Origin of the sequence: Streptomyces sp. NPDC001513 (assembly GCF_042894695.1) — a bacterium.
In the GTDB taxonomy this organism is placed as follows: domain Bacteria; phylum Actinomycetota; class Actinomycetes; order Streptomycetales; family Streptomycetaceae; genus Streptomyces.
Genome location: NZ_JBIAVU010000004.1, coordinates 174,686 through 198,017 on the forward strand (window position 1 = coordinate 174,686; position 23,332 = coordinate 198,017).

The 23,332-nt window shown below is 74.9% G+C and carries 4 protein-coding genes; all 4 read left to right on the plus strand.

Going from position 1 to position 23,332, the window contains the following annotated elements; genetic code table 11:
* The first annotated feature begins 27 nt into the window (after positions 1-27).
* The 4 genes from ACFYZ4_RS10095 (at position 28) to ACFYZ4_RS10110 (ending at position 23,321) form a co-directional block, all read left to right on the plus strand.
* Entirely contained in the window at positions 28-14,325 is a 14,298-nt protein-coding gene (locus tag ACFYZ4_RS10095) for an amino acid adenylation domain-containing protein (RefSeq protein ID WP_390783542.1), read from the plus strand.
* A gap of 20 nt (positions 14,326-14,345) precedes the next feature.
* On the plus strand, positions 14,346-21,503 hold the full coding sequence (locus tag ACFYZ4_RS10100) for an amino acid adenylation domain-containing protein (protein ID WP_390783815.1): 7,158 nt from the start codon (positions 14,346-14,348) through the stop codon (positions 21,501-21,503).
* An 84-nt stretch (positions 21,504-21,587) separates the two neighbouring features.
* Positions 21,588-22,439 (plus strand): siderophore-interacting protein, encoded by an 852-nt coding sequence (locus tag ACFYZ4_RS10105; protein WP_390783543.1) that lies wholly within the window; start codon positions 21,588-21,590, stop codon positions 22,437-22,439.
* Between the two features lie 51 nt (positions 22,440-22,490).
* Positions 22,491-23,321: a 2,3-dihydro-2,3-dihydroxybenzoate dehydrogenase gene (locus ACFYZ4_RS10110; protein WP_390783544.1), complete on the plus strand. Its 831-nt coding sequence runs from the start codon at positions 22,491-22,493 to the stop codon at positions 23,319-23,321.
* Positions 23,322-23,332: the final 11 nt, after the last annotated feature.

Here is a 23,332-nt window from a genome sequence, read left to right on the forward strand (position 1 = left end):
CCGCAGCGAACCTGGAGCACGATGTCCATGACCGAGCGTCCCTCCCAGCGCCGTCCCCTCACCGGGGCCCAGACGGGCGTCTGGTACGGCCAGCGCCTCGACCCCGACTCCCCGGTCTACAACGTCGGCCAGTACGTGGAGATCGACGGCCCCCTGGACGCCGGCCTGTTCGTGGCCGCGCTCCGGCGGACGGTCGCCGAGAGCGAGGCGCTCACGGCGCGCTTCGCGGAGGACGGGGACGGCGTTCCGTACCAGCTCACCTGGAGCGGGCCCGCCGCCGGACCCCTGGTCGCCGTACTCGACCACACCGACCAGGACGACCCGTACGGCACCGCGCTCTCCCTCATGCGCACCGACATGGCACGCCCCGTGGACCCGGTCCGGGACTCGCTGTACGTGTTCACGCTGCACAAGATCGGCCCGGACCGCACCCTCTGGTACCAGCGGGCCCACCACATCGTCCTGGACGCCTTCGGGTTCTCGCTGGTCTCCCGGCGTACGGCCGAGATCTACACCGCCCTCGCCCGGGGCGAGGAGCCGGCGCCGGGCTCCTCCGGCGGCCTGGACGTCGTACTCGCCGAGGAGGCGGCCTACCGCGCCTCCCCCGCGTGCGCCGAGGACCGCGCCTACTGGCTGGAGCGGCTCGCGGACCACCCCGAGCCGGAGCCACTGAGCGGGGCCGCCTTCCCCGCGGCCCACGCGTTCCTGCGCGACGGCGCCACACTGACCGCCGAGGAGACGGCCGGGCTGCTCGCCATCGCCCGTGCGGCCCGGGCCAGTTGGGCCGATGTGGTGACCGCCGCGTTCGCCGCCTTCCTGCACCGGGCCACGGGGAGCCGGGACGTGCTGCTGTCCCTGCCCGCCATGGCGCGGCTCGGCTCGGCGGCCCTCAAGGTGCCCGCCATGGTCGTCAACGTGCTCCCGCTGCGCGTCACCGTGCGCCCGCAGACCCCGCTGGCCGAGCTGGTCGCCGCCGTCGCGTCCGACATCCGCGACCTGCGCCGCCACCAGCGCTACCGCGCCGAGGACATCCGCCGCGACCTCGGGCTGTCCGGCCGCGAGCAGGGGCTGCTCGGGCCCATGGTGAACATCAAGGCCTTCGACAACGCCCTCGATTTCGCCGGAGCGGCCGGCTCCGTGCACAACGTCGCCGCCGGCCCGGTGGACGACCTCACCCTCGGCGTCCACCACGACGCGGCCGAGGGCCGCATCCGTTTCGAACTCGACGCCAATCCGCAGGCGTACGACGCCGGTTCGCTGGCCGCGAGCCGCGCCGAGTTCACGCACTTCCTGCGCGAGGCCGCCGCGGCCGGCCCGCAGACTCCCGTGGGGCGTCCGGACCTGCTGCCGCCGACGGCCCGTGACTCCGTGCTGCTCGACTGGAACGACACCACCCGCCCGGTACCCGCCGGCACCGTCGTCGACGCCTTCGAGTACGCCGCCGCGCTGCACCCCGAACTGCCGGCGGTGATCGCGGGCGCCGAAACCCTGGACTACGCCGGGCTGGAGGAGCGCGCCAACCGGCTCGCCCGCCTGCTCATCGGCCGCGGCGCCGGTCCCGAGACCGTCGTCGGCCTCGCGCTGCCCCGCAGCGCCGACCTCGTGGTGGCCCTCCTCGCCGTCCTGAAGGCGGGCGGCGCCTACCTGCCGCTCGACCTCGACTACCCCGCCGACCGGCTGGAGTTCATGGTCGAGGACGCGCGTCCGCTGTGCGTGCTGACCACCCTGGACCACGCGGCGGCCGCCCCCGTCGTCGCCGGGGTGGAGACCGTTGTGCTCGACGCCCCCGACACGCTCGCCGAGCTCGCCGACACCCCTGCCGACGCCCCCGCCGACTCCGACCGCACCGCGCCGCTGACCGGCGCCCACCCCGCGTACGTGATCTACACCTCCGGCTCGACGGGCCGCCCCAAGGGAGTCGTCGTCCCGCACGCGGCCCTGGCGAATTTCCTGCGCATGCAGGCCCACGAACTCGAACTGGCCCCCGCCGAGCGGCTCGTCGCCGTCACCACCATCTCCTTCGACATCGCCGCCCTGGAGATCCACACCCCGCTGATCTGCGGAGCGACGGTCGTCCTCGCCGATCGCGACACCGTACGGGACCCGGCCGCGCTCGCCACCCTCGTCGACGCCCACCGCCCCTCGGTCATGCAGGCCACTCCGTCGCTGTGGCACGCCCTGCTGGAGGACGGCCGCCCGGCCTCCCTCGGCGGCACCCGAGTGCTCGTCGGCGGGGAGGCGCTGCCCGCCGCACTCGCCGAACGCCTCGCGCGCACGGCCCGTACGGTCACCAACGTGTACGGCCCGACCGAGGGCACCGTCTGGGCGACCTCCAGCCGCCTCGACCCCGGCCACACGGGCGTCCCCGACATCGGCACGCCGTTCTGGAACACCCGCGCCTACGTACTGGACGGAGCCCTGCGCCCGGTCGGGCCCGGCCGCCCCGGCGAGCTGTACCTCGCCGGTGACCAGCTGGCCCGCGGCTACTTCGGCCGCCCGGCCCTGACCTCGGAGCGGTTCACCGCCGATCCGTACGGTCCGGCCGGCAGCCGGATGTACCGCACCGGTGACCTCGTACGCCGTCACGCGGACGGCCGGATCGTCTTCCTCGGCCGTGTCGACGACCAGGTCAAGCTGCGCGGCTTCCGCATCGAACTCGGCGAGATCGAGAGCGCGCTGACCTCCGGGGAAGGCGTGGACCGGGCCGTGGCCCTGGTCCGCGAGGACCTGCCCGGCTTCCCGCACCTCGTCGGCTACGTCACCCCCGCGGCCGGCGGCCCCGCACCCGACGCGGCCGCGCTGCGCCAGGCCCTCGCCGGGCGGCTGCCCGAGTACATGGTGCCGTCCGCGGTGGTCGTCCTCGACGCCTTCCCGCTGACCGCCAACGGCAAGATCGACCGTCGTTCCCTGCCCGCCCCCGACCTGGCCGCGTCGGCGAATGCCGGGGCCAGCGGCCCGCGCGGCGCCCGTGAGGAGATCCTCTGCGGCGTCTTCGCCGACGTGCTCGGACTGGAATCCGTGGGCCCGGAGGACGACTTCTTCGCCCTGGGCGGCCATTCTCTGCTGGCCGCGCGGGTGATCGCGCGGGTGCGTACGGCCCTGGGCACCGAGTGCGGGATCCGGGACGTGTTCGAGGCGCGCACCGTCGCCGCCCTCGCCGTACGGCTCACCGGGCGCGCGGCCGCCGCCGACCGCCCGGTGCCCGTCGCGGGGCCGCGCCCGGACCCGCTGCCGCTCTCGTACGCGCAGCAGCGGCTGTGGTTCGTGCACCAGATGGAGGGCCCGAGCGCCACCTACAACATCCCGTTCGTGGTGCGGTTCGACACGGCCCTCGACGCGGACGCCCTGGACGCGGCGCTGCGGGACGTGGCGGACCGGCACGAGACCCTGCGCACCGTCTTCGGGGAGCGGGGCGGGGAGCCGTACCAGCGGGTGCTGGACGGGGCCGGGGCCGGGGTCCGGCTGGAGGTGCGCGACGTACCGGAGGCCGGGTTCGAGACCGCGGTCCGGACGGCCCTGGGGCACCTCTTCGACCTGTCGTCGCAGGCTCCGCTGCGGGTGACCCTGGTGCGCGACACGGACCGCGGGCAGCACGCCCTGGTGGTCCTGCTGCACCACATCGCGAGCGACGAGTGGTCGATGGGGCCGTTCCTGCGCGACCTGGAGCGGGCGTACGCGGCCCGGTGCGCGGGCGGGGCCCCGGAGCTCGGCGTCCCGGCCGTGCAGTACGCCGACTTCGCGCTGTGGCAGCGGGAGCTGCTGGGCTCGGCGCGCACCCCCGGCTCGCTCGCCGCCCGCCAGGCGGCGTACTGGCGCGAGGTGCTGGCGGAGCTGCCGCCGGAGGCCGGGCTGACGGCCGACCGGCCGCGCCCGGCGGTGGCCGACCCGGCCGGCGCCATGGTCTTCAAGGCGGTGCCGCGCGAACTGGCCGCGGGGGTACGGTCGCTGGCCCGTGAGAGCGGCACCAGTGTCTTCATGGTGGTGCACGCGGCGGTGGCGGCGGTGCTGCACCGGCTCGGCGCGGGCGAGGACATCGTGCTCGGCAGTCCCGTGGCCGGCCGCGGCGACAGCGCGCTCGACGACCTCGTCGGCTTCTTCGTCAATACGGTGGTGCTGCGCACCGATCTGTCCGGCGACCCGTCCTTCCGGGAGCTGCTGGAGCGGGTCCGCACGGCCGACCTGGCCGCGCTGGACCACGCCGACCTGCCCTTCGACCGTGTCGTCGAGGAGGTCAACCCGCAGCGCTCGCTCGGCCGCCATCCGCTGTTCCAGACGATGGTCTCGCACAGCACGGTGACCCAGGACGTGGCGAACCTGTTCGGGCATCCGACCCGCATGGACCGGGTGGATCCCGGTGTCACCAAGTTCGACCTCGACATCACCTTCTCGGACACGGCGCACGGCGACGACCTGGACCTGGAGGTCTTCTACGCGAGCGGCCTCTTCGACCGCGCGACGGTGGAGACGTTCACGGAGCGGCTGCTGCGCGCGCTCGCGGCGGCCGTGGCGGCTCCTGCGGACCCGGTGTCCTGGTGGGAGCTGCGGGACGCCCCCGAGCGGGCCCGGCAGGCCCGCTGGAACGACACGGACCGGCCGGTGGAAGCGGGCACGGTGACGGAGGTGTTCGAGGCCCGGGCGGCCGCCGCCCCCGAGGCGGTGGCCGTGGTCGCCGGATCCGAGCGGCTGACCTTCGCCGAACTCGACGACCGCGCGGGGCGGCTGGCGGCCCTGCTGGCCGAGCGCGGCGTCGGCCCGGAGGCGCTGGTCGCGCTGGCCGTGCCGCGCTCGGCCGAGACCGTGGTCGCCACGCTCGCCGTCCTGAAGGCGGGCGGCGCCTACCTGCCGCTGGACCTGGACCACCCCGCCGAGCGGATCGCCTTCATGCTGGAGGACGCCGCACCGGTGTGCGTGGTGACCACGCGGGCGGTCGCGGACCGGCTGCCCGGCGTGGACCTGCTGGTGCTGGACGACCCCGCGACGGTGGAGCGGCTCGCGGCCACCGCGCCGACGGCCGCGGTGGCCGTGGACCCCGAGCACGCCGCGTACGTCATCTACACCTCCGGTTCCACCGGCCGGCCCAAGGGGGTCGTGCTCCGGCACGCCGGTCTGACCCGGCTGTTCCGCGACCACGAGCGCGAGCTGTACCTGCCGGTCGCCGCGCGCCTGGGGCGGCGGGTACGGGCCCTGCACACCGCCTCGTTCTCCTTCGACTCCTCCTGGGAGCAGCTGCTGTGGCTGGTGGCCGGGCACGAGCTGCACGTCCTGGACGAGTACGGCCGCCGGGACGCCGAAGCGGTCGTGGCGTACGTACGGGCGGAGCGGATCGACACGCTCGACGTCACCCCCTCGTACGGCCGGCAGCTGGTCGACGCCGGGCTGCTGACCGGCGAGTGGCGGCCGCCGCTGTTCCTGCTCGGCGGGGAGGCGGTGCCGCCGGCGCTGTGGGAGGAGCTGCGCGCGGTGTCGGGTGTGGAGGTCGTCAACTACTACGGGCCGACGGAGTTCACCGTGGACGCCCTGGTGGCGCGCGTGGACGACTGCGTCTCGCCGGTGGTGGGCCGCCCGCTGGACAACAGCCGGGCGCACGTCCTCGACGGGCGGCTGCGGCCGGTGCCCGTGGGTGTGCCGGGTGAGCTGTACCTGGCGGGAGAGCAGAACGCCCGCGGCTACCTCGGCCGGCCCGCCCTCACGGCGGAACGTTTCGTCGCAGATCCGTTCGGAGCCCCGGGCACCCGGATGTACCGTACGGGCGACCTCGTACGGTGGCGTGCGGACGGGCTGCTGGAGTTCCTGGGCCGGGTCGACGACCAGGTCAAGATCCGCGGCTTCCGGGTGGAGCCCGCCGAGGTGGAGGCCGAACTCGCCGCCCTCGACGGGGTGACCTCGGCCGCCGTGGTGGTCCGGGAGGACACCCCGGGCCTGCCGCGGCTCGTCGGCTACGTCACGGGCACCGCCGATGCGGCCCGGCTGCGGGCCGAGCTGGCCGCGCGGCTGCCCGAACACCTGGTACCGGCCGCCGTGATGGTGCTGTCCGTACTGCCGACGAACGTGAACGGCAAACTGGACAGGGCGGCGCTGCCGGTTCCGGTCGTGGCGGCCGGGGACTCCGGGCGGGCTCCGCGCGGGGTGGCCGAGGAGCGGATCGCCGAGGTCTTCGCCCAGGTCCTGGGCGTCCCCTCGGTCGGGGTCGACGAGGACTTCTTCCGGCTGGGCGGGCACTCCCTGCTGGCCACCCGGGTGGTGGCGCGGATCCGTGCGGCGCTCGGCACCGAGTGCTCGGTGCGGGACGTGTTCGAGCTGCGTACGGTCGCCGCGCTCGCGGACCGGCTGGCCGGCCGTCGTACGGCGGTCCGGCCGGCGCTGGTGGCGGGTCCCCGTCCGCGGCGGCTGCCGCTGTCGTACGCCCAGGCGCGACTGTGGTTCCTGCACCGGATGGAGGGCGCGAACTCCACCTACAACATCCCCGTCGCGCTGCGGCTGCGCGGGCGGCTGGACACGGCGGCGCTGGAGGCGGCCGTTCACGAGGTGACCGCACGCCACGAGGCCCTGCGCACGGTGTTCGCGGAGGATGCGCAGGGGCCCTACCAGCGGGTGCTGGAGCCCTCGGAGGCCGCCGTGCGGATCGCGGTCGCCGACATCGAGCCGGCCGAGCTGGGACGCGGTCTCGACGCGGCGGCCGGGCACGCCTTCGACCTGGAGACGGAGACGCCGCTGCGGGTGACCGTGCTGCGCACGGCCGCCGACGAGCAGGTGCTGCTCCTGCTGCTGCACCACATCGCCGGTGACGAGTGGTCGGTCGGTCCGCTGCTCGCCGATCTGGCCGCCGCCTACGCGGCCCGGTCCGCGGGCGGGGTCCTGGAGACCGCGCCGCCGCCGGTGCAGTACGCCGACTACGCGCTGTGGCAGCGGGAGTTGCTGGGCGATCCGGCCGTCCCCGGGTCCGTGGCGCACCGGCAGGCGCAGTTCTGGCGGGAGGCCCTCACCGGTCTGCCGCAGGAACTCGCCCTGCCGGTGGACCGGCCCCGTCCGGCGCTGCCCTCGCGAGAGGGCCGCACCGTGTCCACGGCGCTGCCGGACGGGCTGGCCGCCGCTCTGGAGCGGCTGGCCGCGGACCGCGGCACCACGGTGTACACCGTGGTCACGGCGGCCGTGGCGGCGCTGCTGCACCGGCTCGGCGCGGGCGAGGACATCGCGCTCGGCAGCCCGGTGGCCGGGCGCGGCGAGGAGGCCCTGGACGACCTGGTCGGCTTCTTCGTGAACACCCTGGTCATTCGGGCCGACCTGTCGGGCGGCCCCTCGTTCGGCGAACTGCTGCGCCGTACGGCCGCGTTCGGGGCGGACGCCCTGGCCCACGCGGACCTGCCCTTCGACGCGGTCGTCGAGGCCGTCAACCCGGAGCGCTCGCTGTCGCGGCACCCGCTGTTCCAGACGATGGTGGCCTACGAGGACGGCGGCGGCGCCGAGCCGGTGCGCGCCCTGGGCGGCCTGAGCGCCGAGGAGTTCCCGGTCGCGGCGGGAGCCGCCAAGTTCGACCTGGAGATCCTCTTCCGCCGCGTCCCGGGCTCCGGCGGCTCGCCCGCCACGATGACGTGCGGCGTGCGGTACGCGACCGACCTGTTCGACGGGGAGACCGTACGGTCCCTCCAGGCCCGGCTGCTGCGCCTGCTGACCGCGGCCGTGGCGGCCCCCGACGTTCCGCTGGCCGAACTGGAACTGCTGGAACCGGCCGAGCGGGCGCTGGTCCTGGAGGGGTGGAACGAGACGGCCCGGCCGGTTCCGCCGCAGACCCTGGACTCCCTGGTGGCGGCCGGGTCCCGGCGCGATCCGCTGGCGCCGGCCCTGGTCTTCGAGGGGCGGGAGCTGTCCCGTGCCGACTTCGAGGAACGGGTCAACCGCCTGGCCCGGCTGCTGATCGGCCGCGGCGTCGGACCGGAGTCGGTGGTGGCCGTGGCCCTGCCGCGCTCCTTCGACCTGGTCATCGCCCTGCACGCGGTGGTCAGGGCGGGCGGCGCCTACCTCCCGCTGGACCTCGGCCTGCCGGCCGAGCGGCTGGCGTACATGGCGGAGACGGCGGCGCCGGTCTGCCTGGTCACGGACCTGCCCTCGCTGGGGCGGCTGCCGGACCCGGCCGACACCGAGATCGTCGTCCTGGACGCCCCCGACCAGGCGGCCGAGCTCGCCGCGCTGCCCGGTGGTCCGGTCACGGACGCGGAGCGACGGGCGCCGCTGCTGCCCCGTTACCCCGCGTACGTGATCTTCACCTCCGGCTCCACCGGCACCCCGAAGGGCGTGCTCGTCGAGCACGAGGCGATCGTCAACCGGCTGCGCTGGATGCAGGACGCGTACGGCCTCGACTCCACCGACCGGGTGCTCCAGAAGACCCCGGCGAGTTTCGACGTCTCCGTGTGGGAGTTCTTCTGGCCGCTCGCCGAAGGCGTCCCCCTGGTCATCGCCCGCCCCGACGGCCACAAGGACCCCCTCTACCTCGCCGAACTCATCCGCGAACAGCGCGTCTCCGTCCTCCACTTCGTCCCCTCCATGCTCGCCGCCTTCCTCAGCGAGACCGAAGTCGCCGACTGCCCCACCCTGCGCCTGGTCGTCTGCAGCGGCGAAGCCCTCCCCACCGAACTCGTCACCCGCTTCCACGCTTCCGCCTCCGGCCGTGCGACCCGTCTCGTGAACCTGTACGGCCCCACCGAGGCGGCCGTCGACGTCACCGCGGCGAACTGTCCGGCGGCCGGAGCGTCGGCGGGTACCGCCTCCGCCTCCATCGGCGGCCCCGTGTGGAACACCCGGGTGTACGTCCTGGACGCGCGGCTGCGGCCCGTGCCCGTCGGCGTCCCCGGCGAGCTGTACCTCGCCGGCGTCCAGCTGGCCCGCGGCTACCTCGGCCGCCCCGGCCTGACCGCCGACCGCTTCGTGGCCGACCCGCACGGGGTCCCCGGCACCCGGATGTACCGGACCGGTGACCTGGTGCGCTGGACCCGGGACGGCCGCCTGGACTACCTGGGCCGCACCGACGACCAGGTCAAGCTGCGCGGGTTCCGCATCGAACTCGGCGAGATCCAGGCCGTCCTGGCCGGCGCGCCCGACGTCGCCCAGGCCGCCGTGATCGTCCGCGAGGACCAGCCCGGCGTGCAGCGCCTGGTCGCCTACGCCGTCCCCGCACCCGGCGCGGCCGTCGACCCGGCGGCCCTGCGCACCCTGGCCGCCGCCCGCCTGCCCGAGTACATGGTCCCGGCCGTGGTGGTGCCGCTGGCGGCGCTGCCGACCACCGCCAACGGAAAGCTCGACCGGCGCGCCCTGCCGGCGCCCGCCGCCGCGGCCTCCGGCTCCTCGCGGGCACCGCGCGACGTCCGCGAGGAGATCCTCGCGGGAATCCTGGCCGATGTCCTGGGCCTGGACTCGGTCGGCGTGGAGGACGACTTCTTCGCGCTCGGCGGCCACTCGCTGCTCGCCGCCCGCGCGGTGGGCCGCTTCCGGGCGGCCCTGGACGTGGACTGCGCCATCCGCGACCTCTTCGAGGCACGGACGGTAGCGGCGCTGGCGGCACGTCTCGCGGAGCGCACCCGCGCCGATCGTCCGCGCCTCACGACGGCCGGTCCGCGGCCGGAGCGGCCGCCGCTGTCCTTCGCGCAGCGCAGGCTGTGGCTGCTGGACAGCGTGCGCGGTCCCGGCACCACGTACAACGTGCCGATGGCGGTGCGGCTGGACGGACCGGTGGACGCCGTGGCGCTGGAGGCCGCGGTCCAGGACCTGGTCCGCCGGCACGAGAGCCTGCGCACCGTCTTCCGCGAGCACGACGGCGAGCCCTACCAGGTGGTCCTCCCGCCCGAGCGGGCTTTCGTCCCCCTGGCCGTGCGCGAGGTGGCCGCCGACCGGCTGGAGGCCGAGGCGGTCCGCGCCGGCGGGCACGTCTTCGACCTGGCGGCCGAACCTCCGGTGCGGGTCACGCTGTTGCGGGCCGCACCGGAGGACCATGTCCTGGTGGTGCTGGTGCACCACATCGCCACGGACGAGGGTTCGGCCGGCCCCCTGCTGGCGGACCTGGACCGGGCGTACGCCGCCCGGTCGGCCGGTGCCGAACCCGAGTTCGTCCCGCTGCCGGTGCAGTACGCCGACTTCGCGCGGTGGCAGCGGGAGTTGCTCGGTGACGCGGGCGACCCGGATTCGGTGGCGAGCCGCCAGGCGGCGTACTGGCGGCAGGCCCTGTCGGGCGCCCCTGCGGAGGTGGCGCTGCCCGCGGACCGGCCTCGTCCTGCGGTCCCCTCGTACGAGGGGGACGTGGTGACCTTCGACGTCCCGGCGCGGACGGGGGCGGGGCTGGCGCGGATCGCCCGGGAGGGCGGTGCGACGCCGTTCATGGTGGTGCACGCCGCCGTCGCGGCGCTGCTGCACCGGCTGGGCGCGGGCGAGGACATCCCGCTGGGCAGTCCGGCCTCGGCCCGGGAGGGCGAGGAACTCGACGGGCTCGTCGGCTTCTTCCTCAACACGCTGGTGCTGCGGGCCGATCTGTCCGGGGACCCGACCTTCACCGAGCTGGTGGCACGGGTGCGGGCCACCGGTCTGGCCGCCTTCGCCCACGCCGATCTCCCGCTGGAGGCGGTGGTCGAGGCCGTGGATCCGGAACGGTCGCGCTCGCGCAACCCGCTGTTCCAGACGATGGTGACCTACCACTCCGCGGACCCCGCGCCCGCCGGGCTGTTCGGGCTGCCCGCCCGGGAGTTCACGGTCGAGACCGGCGGCGCCAAGTTCGACCTGGAGTTCGCCTTCGGGGCTTTCGGGGCTTCCCCGGAGCCCGGCGCACTCGCGGGCGGCATCCGCTTCGCGACCGACCTCTTCGACCGTGCGAGCGTCGAACTGCTCGCCCGGCGGCTGCTGTTGCTGCTGGACGCGGTCGTCGCCGATCCGGACCGGCCGGTCTCCGCGATCGAGGTGCTGGACCCGTCGGAGCGGGAGCTCGCGCTGGACGGCTGGAACGACACCGCCCGGGCGCTCGGCGGTCCGCGCACCCTGGCCGCGCTGGTCTCCGCCGGGGCGAAGGACCTGTCCGGCCCCGCGCTGGTCTTCGAGGGGCGGGAGCTGTCCCGTTCCGACTTCGAGGAGCGGGTCAACCGGCTGGCCCGGCTGCTGATCGGCCGCGGCGTCGGACCGGAGTCGGTGGTGGCCGTGGCCCTGCCCCGCTCCTTCGACCTGGTCATCGCCCTGCACGCGGTGGTCCGGGCGGGCGGCGCCTACCTCCCGCTGGACCTCGGCCTGCCGGCCGAGCGGCTGGTGGCGATGACCCGGGCCGCACAACCTGTGCTGATAGTTACCGACACCCTGTCGGGAACTTCTCTGTCCCCCGAAGTCGGCCGGGAGCGGGTCCTGTTGGACTCCTTCACCGTTCGCTCCGCGCTGGCGGAGCTGGACGGATCGGACCTGGCCGACGCGGAGCGGCGCGAGCCGCTGCTGCCCCGCCACCCGGCGTACGTGATCTTCACCTCCGGCTCCACCGGTACGCCCAAGGGGGTGATGGTCGAGCACGAGGCGATCGTCAACCGGCTGGAGTGGATGCAGGGCGCCTACGCCCTGGCGTCCGGGGACCGGGTGCTCCAGAAGACCCCGGCGAGCTTCGACGTCTCCGTCTGGGAGTTCTTCTGGCCGCTCGCCGAAGGCGTCCCCCTGGTCATCGCCCGCCCCGACGGCCACAAGGACCCCCTCTACCTCGCCGAACTCATCCGCGAACAGCGCATCTCCGTCCTCCACTTCGTCCCCTCCATGCTCGCCGCCTTCGTCAGCGAGACCGAGATCACCGACTGCCCCACCCTGCGCCTGGTCGTCTGCAGCGGCGAAGCCCTCCCCACCGAACTCGTCACCCGCTTCCACACCTCCACCGCGGGGGCGCCGGTGGCACTGGAGAACCTCTACGGCCCCACCGAGGCGGCCGTCGACGTCACCTCCGGCTCCTGCACCGCGGTCACCGCCGCCGAGCCCCGCGCTTCGGCCTCGATCGGCCTGCCGGTGTGGAACACCCGGGTGTACGTCCTGGACGCGCGGCTGCGGCCCGTGCCCGTGGGCGTCCCCGGCGAGCTGTACCTCGCCGGCGTCCAGCTGGCCCGCGGCTACCTCGGCCGCCCCGGGCTGACCGGCGAGCGCTTCGTGGCCGATCCGTACGGCCGCCCGGGCACCCGGATGTACCGTACGGGCGACCTCGTACGGCGCCTCGCGGACGGCCGCCTCGACTACCTCGGCCGCACCGACGACCAGGTGAAGCTGCGCGGGTTCCGCATCGAACTCGGCGAGATCCAGGCCGTCCTGGCCGTCGCGCCCGAGGTCGCCCAGGCCGCGGTGATCGTCCGCGAGGACCAGCCGGGGGTGCGCCGCCTGGTGGCGTACGTCGTTCCCGCGCCCGGCGCGGCCGTCGACCCGGCGGCCCTGCGCACCCTGGCCGCCGCCCGCCTGCCCGAGTACATGGTCCCGGCCGTGTTCACGGCCCTGGAGCGGCTCCCGTTGTCCCCCAACGGGAAGCTGGACCGGCGGGCGCTGCCCGCACCGGTGGCAGCCGCCCCGGCCGGCCCGGGCACCGCCGCCGGAGTGCCCTCCGGTACGCCCGAGCAGATCCTGTGCGCCCTGATGGGAGAGGTGCTGGGCCTGCCCGGGGTCGCCCCCGACGCGAACTTCTTCGAACTCGGCGGCGACAGCATCGTCTCCATCCGCCTGGTGGGACTGGCCCGCAAGGCCGGACTGACCGTCTCCGCCCGGCAGATCTTCCAGCACCCGACGCCGGCCGCGCTCGCGGCCGTCGCCACCGTGCCCGGGGGCTCCCCCGCCCCGGCCGCCCGTGCTGCGGCCTCCGGTCCCGGTCCGCTGCCGCTGTCCCCGGTCGCCTCCTGGCTGGCCGAACGGGGCGGCCCCTTCGCCTCGTTCGCGCAGGCGCGGCTGGTCCGGCTGCCCGCCGGGGCCGCGCGCCCGCACCTCACGGCCGCACTGCAGGCCGTACTGGACCACCACGACGGGCTGCGCCAGCGGCTGACCGTGCCCCGCCCCGGGGTGTGGAGTGCGGAGATCCGCCCGGCCGGCGCGGTGGAGGCCGCCGCCGTCCTGGAGAGCGTGGACGCGGCGGGGCTGTCCGACACCGCGCTGCGGGAGCTGGTCACCGCCGAGTCGGAGCGGGTGTGGCGGCTGCTGGATCCCGAGTCGGGGGCGCTCGTACGCGCCGTGCACCTCGACCGGGGCCCGGCCGAGGCGGGCCGGCTGCTGCTCGTCGTCCACCACCTCGCGGTGGACGAGGTGTCCTGGCAGATCCTGCTCCCCGACCTGCGGGCGGCCCACGAGGCCGCCGCCGTGGGCCGGACACCCGAGCTGGAGCCGGTCGGGACCTCCCTGCGGGCCTGGACCACGCACCTGCTGGCCGAGGCGCAGAGCCCGCGCCGCACCGCCGAGCTCGACCGCTGGCTGGCGGCGGCCCCCGGCGGGCCCCTGCTCGCCGGGCGCCCCCTGGATCCGGCCGCCGATACGGCGGCGACCGCGCGCCGGCTGTCCGTACGGATCTCCGCCGCACGCACGGCCCCGCTGCTCCAGGCCGTCCCGGCCGCCTTCCACGGCACGGTCGGGGACACCCTGCTGAGCGCGCTGGTGCTGGCGGTCGGTGACTGGGCGGCCCGCTCGGGGCGGCCCCGGCCGGACGGGATCACCGTGGACCTGGAGGGTCACGGCCGGGAGCAGGAGCTGCTGCCGGGCGCCGACCTGACCCGCACGGTGGGCTGGCTGACCGCCATCCACCCGCTGCGGCTGCCCTCGGGAGCGTACGACCCGGCCGCGGTGCTCGCCGGGCACGCGGACGCCGGCGCCCTGCTGAAGGAGGTCAAGGAGCTGCTGCGGGCGGTGCCCGACGGCGGGCTCGGCGCGGGCCTGCTGCGGTACGCCAACCCGGCCACGGCGCGGCTGTTCGACCCGGCGGCCCGCCCCGAGATCCTGTGGAACTACCTCGGCCGGCAGACCGGCCGGGCCGACTCCGACTGGGGGCCGGCCCCGGAGGCCGAGGCCGTGTCCGCCCGGCCCGACCCGGCGATGCCGCTCTCCCACGTACTGGAGATCACCACGGAGATCACCGACGGGGACGAAGGGCCCGAACTCACCGCCCACTTCATCTGGGCGGGCGGGGCGCTCTCCCAGGACACCGTCGGGCAGCTCGCGGACGGCTTCACGGCCGCCGTGGACGCCCTCGCCGCCTGGGCCGACGGCGGCACCTCCGGGGGACACACCCCCTCGGACCTCGACCTGGTCGACCTCGACCAGGACCAGATCACCATGCTCGAAGAAATGTGGAGGGCCCAGCAGTGACGCAGGCTCGAATCGAGGACATGCTTCCGCTGTCCCCCCTGCAGCAGGGCATGCTGTTCCACTCCGTCTACGACGCGAGCGCGCCGGACGTGTACACGGTGCAGGTCTCCGTGTCGCTGTCCGGCCCCGTCGACGCGGACCGGCTGGAGCGGGCGGGCGCGGCCCTGCTGCGCCGCCACCCCAACCTGCGGGCCGGTTTCTGGCACGAGGGGGTGCCGCAGCCGGTGCAGTTCGTGCCGGCCGAGGTGACCTTCGCGCTCGGCCGGGCGGACGTGTCGGCCGACCCGTCCGAGGCGGCGGTGCGCCGCGTGGAACGGGCCGAGCTGGACCGCCGGTTCGAGCTGCACCGGCCGCCGCTGCTGCGGTTGCTGCTGGTGCGCCGCGGTCCCGACGACCACCTGCTCGTGGTCACCGTGCACCACATCCTGGTCGACGGCTGGTCGATGCCGCTGCTCGTCGGGGACCTCCTCGCGCTGTACGAGAGCGACGGCGACGCCTCGGGGCAGCAGCCGGTACGCCCCTACCGCGACTACCTCAAGTGGCTGAAGGCGCAGGACGTACCGGCCGCCGAGGGTGCCTGGCGCACCGCGCTGGCCGGGCTGGACGAGGCGGTGCTGGTGGCCCCGGCCGACCCGTCCCGTACGGCCGTGCGGCCGGGCGTGCACCGGGTGGAGCTGTCCCGGGAGGCCACCGCCCGCCTGACGGCCGCGGCGCGGGCGCTGGCCACCACACCCAGCACGGTGGTCCAGGCGGCCTGGGGACTGCTGCTCGGCGCTCTGACGGGCCGCCGCGACGTGGTCTTCGGGCTGACGGTCGCGGGCCGGCCCGAGGAGATACCCGGTGTCGAGTCGATGGTCGGGCTGTTCATCACCACCGTCCCGGTCCGGCTCGACGCGCGGCCGTGGGAGAGCGTCGCCGAGCTGCTGGGACGCTTCCGGGACGAGCAGAACGCCCTGCTGGCCCACCACCACCTGGGGCTGCGCCTGATCCGGAAGCAGGCGGGCGGCGGCGAGCTGTTCGACACCCTCGTCGTCATCGAGAACTATCCGGTGGACCCGTCCGCCCGCGCGGCCCTGTCCGACGGGGTCCGGGTGACGGGCGTCGAGGCCCGCGACGGCACGCACTTCCCGCTCACCCTGTCCGTGTCCCTGGACGAGCGGGCCGAACTGGCCCTGGAGTACCGGCCGGACCTCTTCGACGCGCGGGCCGTCGCCCGGATCGCGGAGCGGCTCGTCGCCCTGCTGGACCGGGTCGCGGGCGACCCGGGCGCCGCGGTGGGCACGCTGGACCTGCTGACCTCCGCCGAGCACGCGGAGCTGCGTACCGCGGGGCAGGGCGCCGTGCGCGACGTCGCCGGCGACACGGTCGCCGAGCGGTTCGCGGCGCAGGCCGCGGCGGCCCCGGACGCCTGCGCCGTGGTCTGCGGCGCCGACCGGCTGAGCTTCGCGGAGCTCGACGGGCGGGCGGACCGGCTGGCCGCGCTGCTGGCCTCCCGCGGCGCCGGTCCCGAGTCGGTCGTGGCGCTCGCCGTGCCGCGCTCGGCCGAATCGGTCGTGGCCATCCTGGCGGTCCTGCGGACGGGGGCCGCGTACCTGCCCGTGGACCTGGACTACCCGGCCGACCGGATCGCCCTGATGCTCGACGACGCGAGACCGGTGTGCGTGCTGACCACGGAGGCGGCGCTCGCGCTGCTGCCCGCGGAAGCGGCGGGCGGACCGGCACGGATCGTCCTGGACGCACCGGAGACGGCCGGCGAACTCGCCGGGCGCGGGACCGGTTTCCGGGCCCCGGCCACGGATCCCGGACACCCGGCCTACGTGATCTACACCTCCGGTTCCACGGGCCGCCCCAAGGGGGTCGTACTGACCCACGGGGGCCTGTCGAACCTGTACGCCAACCACATCGCGGACGTGTTCGCCCCGGCCGTCGCGGCCGCCGGCGGGCGGCGGCTGCGCGCCCTGCACACCGCCTCCTTCAGCTTCGACACCTCCTGGGAGCAGCTGTTCTGGCTGGTCTCGGGGCACGAGCTGCACGTCCTGGACGAAATCGGCCGCCGCGACGCCGAGTTCACGGTCGGTTACGTCCGCGAGCACCGGATCGACGCCATGGACGTGACGCCCACCTACGCGGGCGCGCTGCTGGAGCAGGGACTGCTGAGCCGCTCGCACCACCGGCCGGGCCTGCTGCTGCTCGGCGGCGAGGCCGTGCCCGAGGCGCTGTGGACCGAGGTCCGCGAGGCGCCCGGGGTGATGTCGGTGAACCTGTACGGGCCCACCGAGTACACGGTGGACGCGCTCGGCGCCGATCTCGCCGACTCGGCCTCCCCGATCGTGGGCCGGCCGATCGGCAACACCAGCGCCCGGGTGCTGGATTCCGCGCTGCGGCCCGCGCCGGCCGGCACCCCCGGTGAGCTGTACCTGGCGGGCCACGGGCTGGCCCGCGGGTACCTGGGCCGGTTCTCGCTGACCGCCGAGCGGTTCGTGGCCGACCCGTACGGTCCGCCGGGCTCGCGGATGTACCGTACGGGCGACCTCGTACGGCTGCGGGCCGACGGGCAGCTGGAGTTCCTGGGCCGCGCCGACGACCAGGTGAAGATCCGCGGCTTCCGGATCGAGCTCGGCGAGGTGGAGTCGGCGCTCGCGGCCCTGCCCGGGGTCGGGTCGGCCGCGGTGGTGGTCCGCGAGGACACCCCGGGGGTCAAGCGGCTCGTCGGCTATGTGACCGGCCCTGTCGAGGGAACGGCGCTGCGCGGGGCACTGGCCGCCGTACTGCCCGACTATATGGTCCCGGCTGCGGTGGTGGTCCTGGAGTCCCTGCCGACGAACGTGAGCGGCAAGCTGGACCGGGCCGCGCTGCCGGCGCCGGAGTTCGGCTCGGCGGCGTCGTTGCGGCCACCGCGCGACGCCCGCGAGGAGGCGCTGTGCGCCGTCTTCGCCGAGGTGCTGGGCCTCGCCACGGCCGGCATCGACGAGGACTTCTTCTCGCTGGGCGGCGACAGCATCGTCTCCATCCAGCTGGTGACCCGGGCCCGCAAGGCGGGCTTCGTCCTCACCCCGCGCGACGTCTTCGAGCGGCGGACGGTGGAGCGGATGGCCGCCGCGGCCGGCAAGGCCGTGGACCAGGACGGCGGGTACCTGGCCTCGGCCGGACCGCTCCTCACCCTCGACGCCGGCCAGGAGGCCGCGCTGGCCGCGGTGTTCCCGGACCGGGAGGAGGTCCTGCCGCTCGCACCGCTCCAGGAGGGCCTGTACTTCCACGCCGTCTACGACGACCAGGCCCTCGACGTCTACCTGATGCAGAACTTCGTCGAGCTGCTGCACGCGGTCGACGGGCCCGCCCTGCGCTCGGCCTTCGACACCCTGCTGCGCCGCCACCCCAACCTGCGGTCCGGTTTCTGGCACGAGGGTCTGGCGGGTCCGGTGCAGGCGGTGCCGGGCGCGTGGGAGCTGCCCTGGCGGGAGATCGACTTCAGCCACCTCGACCGGGCGGCGCAGGACGAGGCGCTGCGGGAGTTCTCCCTTGCCGACGCGGCGACCCGCTTCGACCTCGCGGCCCCGCCGCTGTTGCGCGTCGCGCTGATCCGCTTCTCGGCGGAGCGCTGGATGCTGTGCGTGACGCAGCACCACATCCTCACCGACGGCTGGTCGGAGTCGCTGTTCTTCGAGGAGCTGTTCGCCCTGTACGGGCGCGGCGGCGCCGACGACGACACCCTGCCGCCCGTCACCCCCTACCGGGACTACCTGCGCTGGCTGTCGGCCGTGGACCGGGAGGCCGCCGAGACGGCGTGGCGTTCCCACCTCTCGGGGCTGGACCAGGCCACCCTCGTGGCCCGGGCCGATCCGGCCCGCCGGCCGGTGACCGCGGAGGTCGTGGACCTGTCCCTGGACGAAGGGACCAGCGACCGGCTGCGGGCCTTCGCACGCGGCTGCGGGATCACCCTCAACACCGTACTCAGCACGGCGTGGGCGATGACGCTGGCCGGGATGACCGGCCGCGACGACGTGGTGTTCGGTGCCACGGTCTCCGGCCGTCCCGCGGACCTCGCCGGGGTCGACCAGATGATCGGCATGTTCATGAACACGCTGCCGTTCCGGGTCACCCTGCGCCCCGACGAGCCGTTGCGCGACCTGATGGTGCGGGTCCAGGGCGAGCACGCGGCGCTGCTGCCACACCACTACGTGGGGCTCGGCCCGATCCAGCGGCTGACCGGTCTCGGGCAGCTCTTCGACACGCTGTACGTGTTCCGCAACACGCCGCTGAACGACGCCGCCCGTGAGGAGGCGGTGGCGGCCCACGCCATCGGCTGGACGCACAGCGTCGACGGCACCCACTACCCGCTGACCCTCGCCGTCACCCCCGGCCGGGCGCTCGAACTGAGCCTGGGCTACCGGCCCGACCTCTACGACGAGGCCACCGCCCGCAACCTGGCGGGCCGGCTCGCGCTGCTGGTGGAGCAGCTCGCCGACGGCGGGGCGGTCCCGGTGGGCCGCCTGGCCACGCTGGCCGGCGGGGAGCGGGCGCGGCTGCTCGCCACGGGCGACGACATGGGCCACCCGGTCCCGGACACCACGGTGATCGACCTGTTCGCCGAGCAGGCCGCCCGGACGCCGGAGCAGACCGCGCTGGTCTTCGAGGACCAGCGGCTCAGCTACGCCGAGCTCGACGCCCGCGCCAACCGGCTGGCCCGTGCCCTGGTGGCGCGGGGCGCCGGGCCGGAGACCGTGGTCGCCCTCGGGCTGCCCCGGTCGGCGGACTTCGTGGTCGCGCTGTTCGCCGTACTGAAGACGGGCGCGGCCTATCTGCCGTTGGACCTGGACCACCCGGTGGACCGGCTCGGCGCGATGGTCGAGGACGCCGCACCGCTGTGCCTGGTCACGACGGCCCCGGTGACGGACCGGGTGCCGGTGGTGGAGGGGGTGCCGGCGCTGCTGCTGGACGACCCCGCGGTCCTGGCCGAGCTGGCCGGGCGGCCCGACGGGCCCCTCGCGGAGTCGGAGCTGACGGGTGTGCGGGACGGCCGCCACCCGGCGTACGTCATCTACACCTCCGGCTCCACGGGACGGCCCAAGGGGGTCGTGGTCCCCTACTCGGGTCTGACGAACATGCTGCTCAACCACCGGGAGCGGATCTTCGCGCCGGCGGTGGCCCTGGCGGGCGGGCGCCGGATGAAGGTGGCGCACACCGTGTCCTTCGCCTTCGACATGTCGTGGGAGGAGTTCTTCTGGCTGGTCGACGGGCACGAGGTGCACGTCATCGGCGAGGGACTGCGGCTGGACCCGGCGGCCCTGACGGCGCACTACGACCGGGTGGGCATCGACGTCGTGAACGTGACGCCGTCCTACGGGCTCCAGTTGGTCGAGGCGGGCCTGCTGGACGCTGACCGGCACCGCCCCACGCTGTTCCTGCTGGGCGGCGAGGCGGTCCCCGACGGCCTCTGGGAGCTGCTGAAGCGGACCGAGGGCACGATGGGCTACAACCTGTACGGCCCCACCGAGTACACGATCAACGCCCTGGGCGCCGACGTGGACGACAGCGCCGCCTCCTGCGTCGGGCGGCCGATCTTCAACACCCGCGCCTACGTGCTCGACAGCGCGCTGCGCCCGGTGCCGGCGGGGGTGGCCGGTGAGCTGTACCTCGCGGGGGCGGGGCTGGCCCGCGGCTACTTCGGGCGGCCGGCGCTGACCGCGGAACGCTTCGTCGCCGATCCGTTCGGCGCGCCGGGCACGCTGATGTACCGGACGGGCGACCTGGTGCGCTGGCGCGAGGACGCCCAGATCGACTACCTCGGCCGGGCGGACGACCAGGTCAAGATCCGCGGGTTCCGCATCGAGCTGGGCGAGATCGAGTCGGTCGTCGCGGCCGAGCCCGGGATCGCGGCGGCGGCCGTGGTCGTCCACACCGGGCCGACCGGCGTGAAGCGGCTGGTGGCCTACACCGTGGCATCGGCCGCGGAGGCCCCCGAACCGGCCGCCCTGCGGGCCGGGTTGTCGGCCGCGCTGCCGGAGTACATGGTCCCGTCCGCCTTCGTGGAGCTGTCGGCGCTGCCGCTGACGGTGAACGGCAAGGTGGACCGCGCCGCGCTGCCCCTGCCCGACTTCGGTGACGCGGGCGGCGGCCGAGCGCCGAAGGACGCCCGCGAGGAGCTGCTGTGCGGCATCTTCGCGGACGTGCTGGGGCTGGAACGGGTCGGGGCCGAGGACAACTTCTTCGAGCTCGGCGGCCATTCGCTGCTGGCGATGCGGCTGGTCGGCCGGATCCGCGAACAGCTCGGCACGCCGCTCCAGGTCGCGACGGTGATGACGGCGCCCACGGTGGCCGACCTCGCCGCCCGGATCGGGTCGGACGCCCGCCGGGACGCGCTGCGGGTGCTGATGCCGCTGCGCGAACGGGGCACGGCGAAGCCGCTGTTCTGCTTCCATCCGGCGTCGGGATTCGCCTGGCAGTACACGGGCCTGCTCGGCCACCTGGATCCGGACCGGCCGGTGTACGGGCTCCAGTCGCCCGGACTGGCGGGCGCGCAGCCCGAGGTGGACGACGTCGCCGCCCTGGCGGAGCTCTACCTCGCGGAGATCCGTACGGTGCAGCCGCAGGGCCCGTACCACTTCCTGGGCTACTCCTTCGGCGGGACCGTGGCCCAGACGCTGGCGGCGCTGCTGCAGGAGCGCGGCGAGGAAGTCGCCTTCCTGGGGCTGCTGGACGCGTATCCGCCGGAGATCGAGGACTGGTCGTACATCGACGCCCCGGACTGGCGCGAGCGGCTGGAGCGCGAGGAGAGCGGGTTCCTCCTGTCGGTGGCCGGGCTGAACCGGCCGGCGGACGGTGCTCCGGTGGACCGGGCGGAGGCGGTCGGCGCCATCCGCGACAGCCAGGGTCTGCTGGCCGGCTTCGACGAGGCCCTGCTGGGGGCGATCGTCGACACGAACGTGCACTGCGTCCGGCTGCTGTCGCGGAGCCGCACCCGCCGCTACCGCGGTGACGTGCTGTTCTTCACCGCGTCCCGGTCCACTCCGGCGGACGAGGCACCGGGGCTGGTCTGGCCCGCGTACCTGGACGGCCGGATCGAGGAGCACGTCCTGGACTGCTCGCACGACGACCTGATGTCCCCCGGCGTCCTGGCGGAGATCGGCCCGCTGCTGGCCCGTGCGCTGCGCTCGGCCCCGGCGGCCGGCCGGGACTGACCGACCCCCCTCCCCGGGTACGGGTGGGGGCGCTCCGGCGCCCCCACCCGTACCCCGGCCCTTCACGGAAGAGAGACCGTCATCATGACCACGACCCCCGGGCCCCGCATCGACGTCGTCTACCACGACATCACCGTCCGCACCCTGGAGGTGCTGCGCGTGCGCCGGGTGACGCCGCGGATGGTCCGCGTCACCCTCGGCGGGCCGGAGCTGGAGGGGTTCGTCGACCGCTCCCCCGCCGATCACGTCAAGGTGTTCTTCCCCGAGCCGGGCGCCGAACTGCCCGTGCTGCCGCGGGTGGCGGACGACGGCGACGGACTGGAGTTCCCGACGCGGGCGCCGTTCCCGGTCTCCCGCGACTACACCACCCGCCGCTTCGACCCCGTGGCGGGCGAGCTGGACCTGGACTTCGTCCTGCACGGCAACGGCGTGGCCGCGCGGTGGGCGGAGCGGGCGGAGCCGGGGATGCGGCTGGGGGTGGCCGGGCCGCGCGGTTCGATCCTGGTGCCCTGGGAGTTCGACTGGTACCTGTTCGCGGGTGACGAGACGGCTCTGCCGGCCATCGCGCGGATGCTGGAGGACCTGCCGGAGGGCGCCCCGGCGAAGGTCTTCCTGCTGGTCGACGACGCGGGCGAGGAGGAGGAGCTGTCGACGCGGGCCGACGCCGAGATCGTCTGGCTGCACCGCGGCGGGCTCGCGCACGGCGAGGGCGACTTCCTGGAGAAGGCGGTCCGGAGCGTGGAGTTCCTGCCGGGGCTGCCCTTCGTGTGGATCGCGGGCGAGGCCGGGGAGCTCAAGCCGGTCCGCCGCCACCTCCACCGGGAACTGCGCCTGAACCGGGAGTACACGGACGTGGACGGCTTCTGGAAGCGCGGCGTCGTCAACCTCGACCACCACGAGCCGCAGGACGACGAGGACAACGTGCCTGTCGGGTAATCCCGTTCAGGATTTTATTAGGTTAGGCTTACCTAAGAGAAAGGGGGAGGTGTGTCCGACCACCATGAATCCGGCTTCGCCGGCAGAGTCGCGCTCGTCACCGGCGCGGGCCAGGGCATCGGAGAGGCCGTCGTCCGAGCGCTGTACCGCCTCGGCGCCACCGTCGCCGCCACCGACGTGTCGGTGGCGGCCGTCACCGCACTGGCCACGGAGCTGGACCCGGCCGGAGCCGGGCAGCGGCCGGCCACCGAGCACCCCGCGGGCTCCGGCGCCGTCCACGCCTACGCGCTGGACGTCACCGATCCCGCGGCCGTCGACCGGACCGTCACACGGATCGGACGGGAGCTCGGGCCCGTCGACATCCTGGTGAACGTGGCCGGGATCCTGCGCACGGGCCCGGTCGCCGAACTGACCGACGAGGACTGGGCGGCCACCTTCGCCGTCAACGTCCAGGGCGTCTTCTTCACCTCCCGCGCCGTCGTTCCCGGCATGGCGGCCCGTGGCTCCGGCAGCGTGGTCACCGTCGCCTCGAACGCCGCCGGGATCCCGCGCACCGGCATGTCCGCGTACGCCGCCTCGAAGGCCGCGGCCGTCATGTTCACCAAGTGCCTGGGCCTCGAGTACGCCCGCAGCGGCGTCCGCTGCAACATCGTGGCGCCCGGCTCCACGGACACCCCCATGCAATGGGGGCTCTGGAACGACCCGGAGGCGCCCGGCCGGGTGCTGAACGGGGACCTCGACAGCTACCGCACCGGGATTCCGCTGGGCCGGATCGCCGACCCGAAGGACATCGCCGACGCGGTCGTCTTCCTGGCCTCGGACCGGGCCCGCCACATCACCATGCAGGACCTCTACGTGGACGGCGGAGCCACGCTGCGCTGACCCCGCGGCAG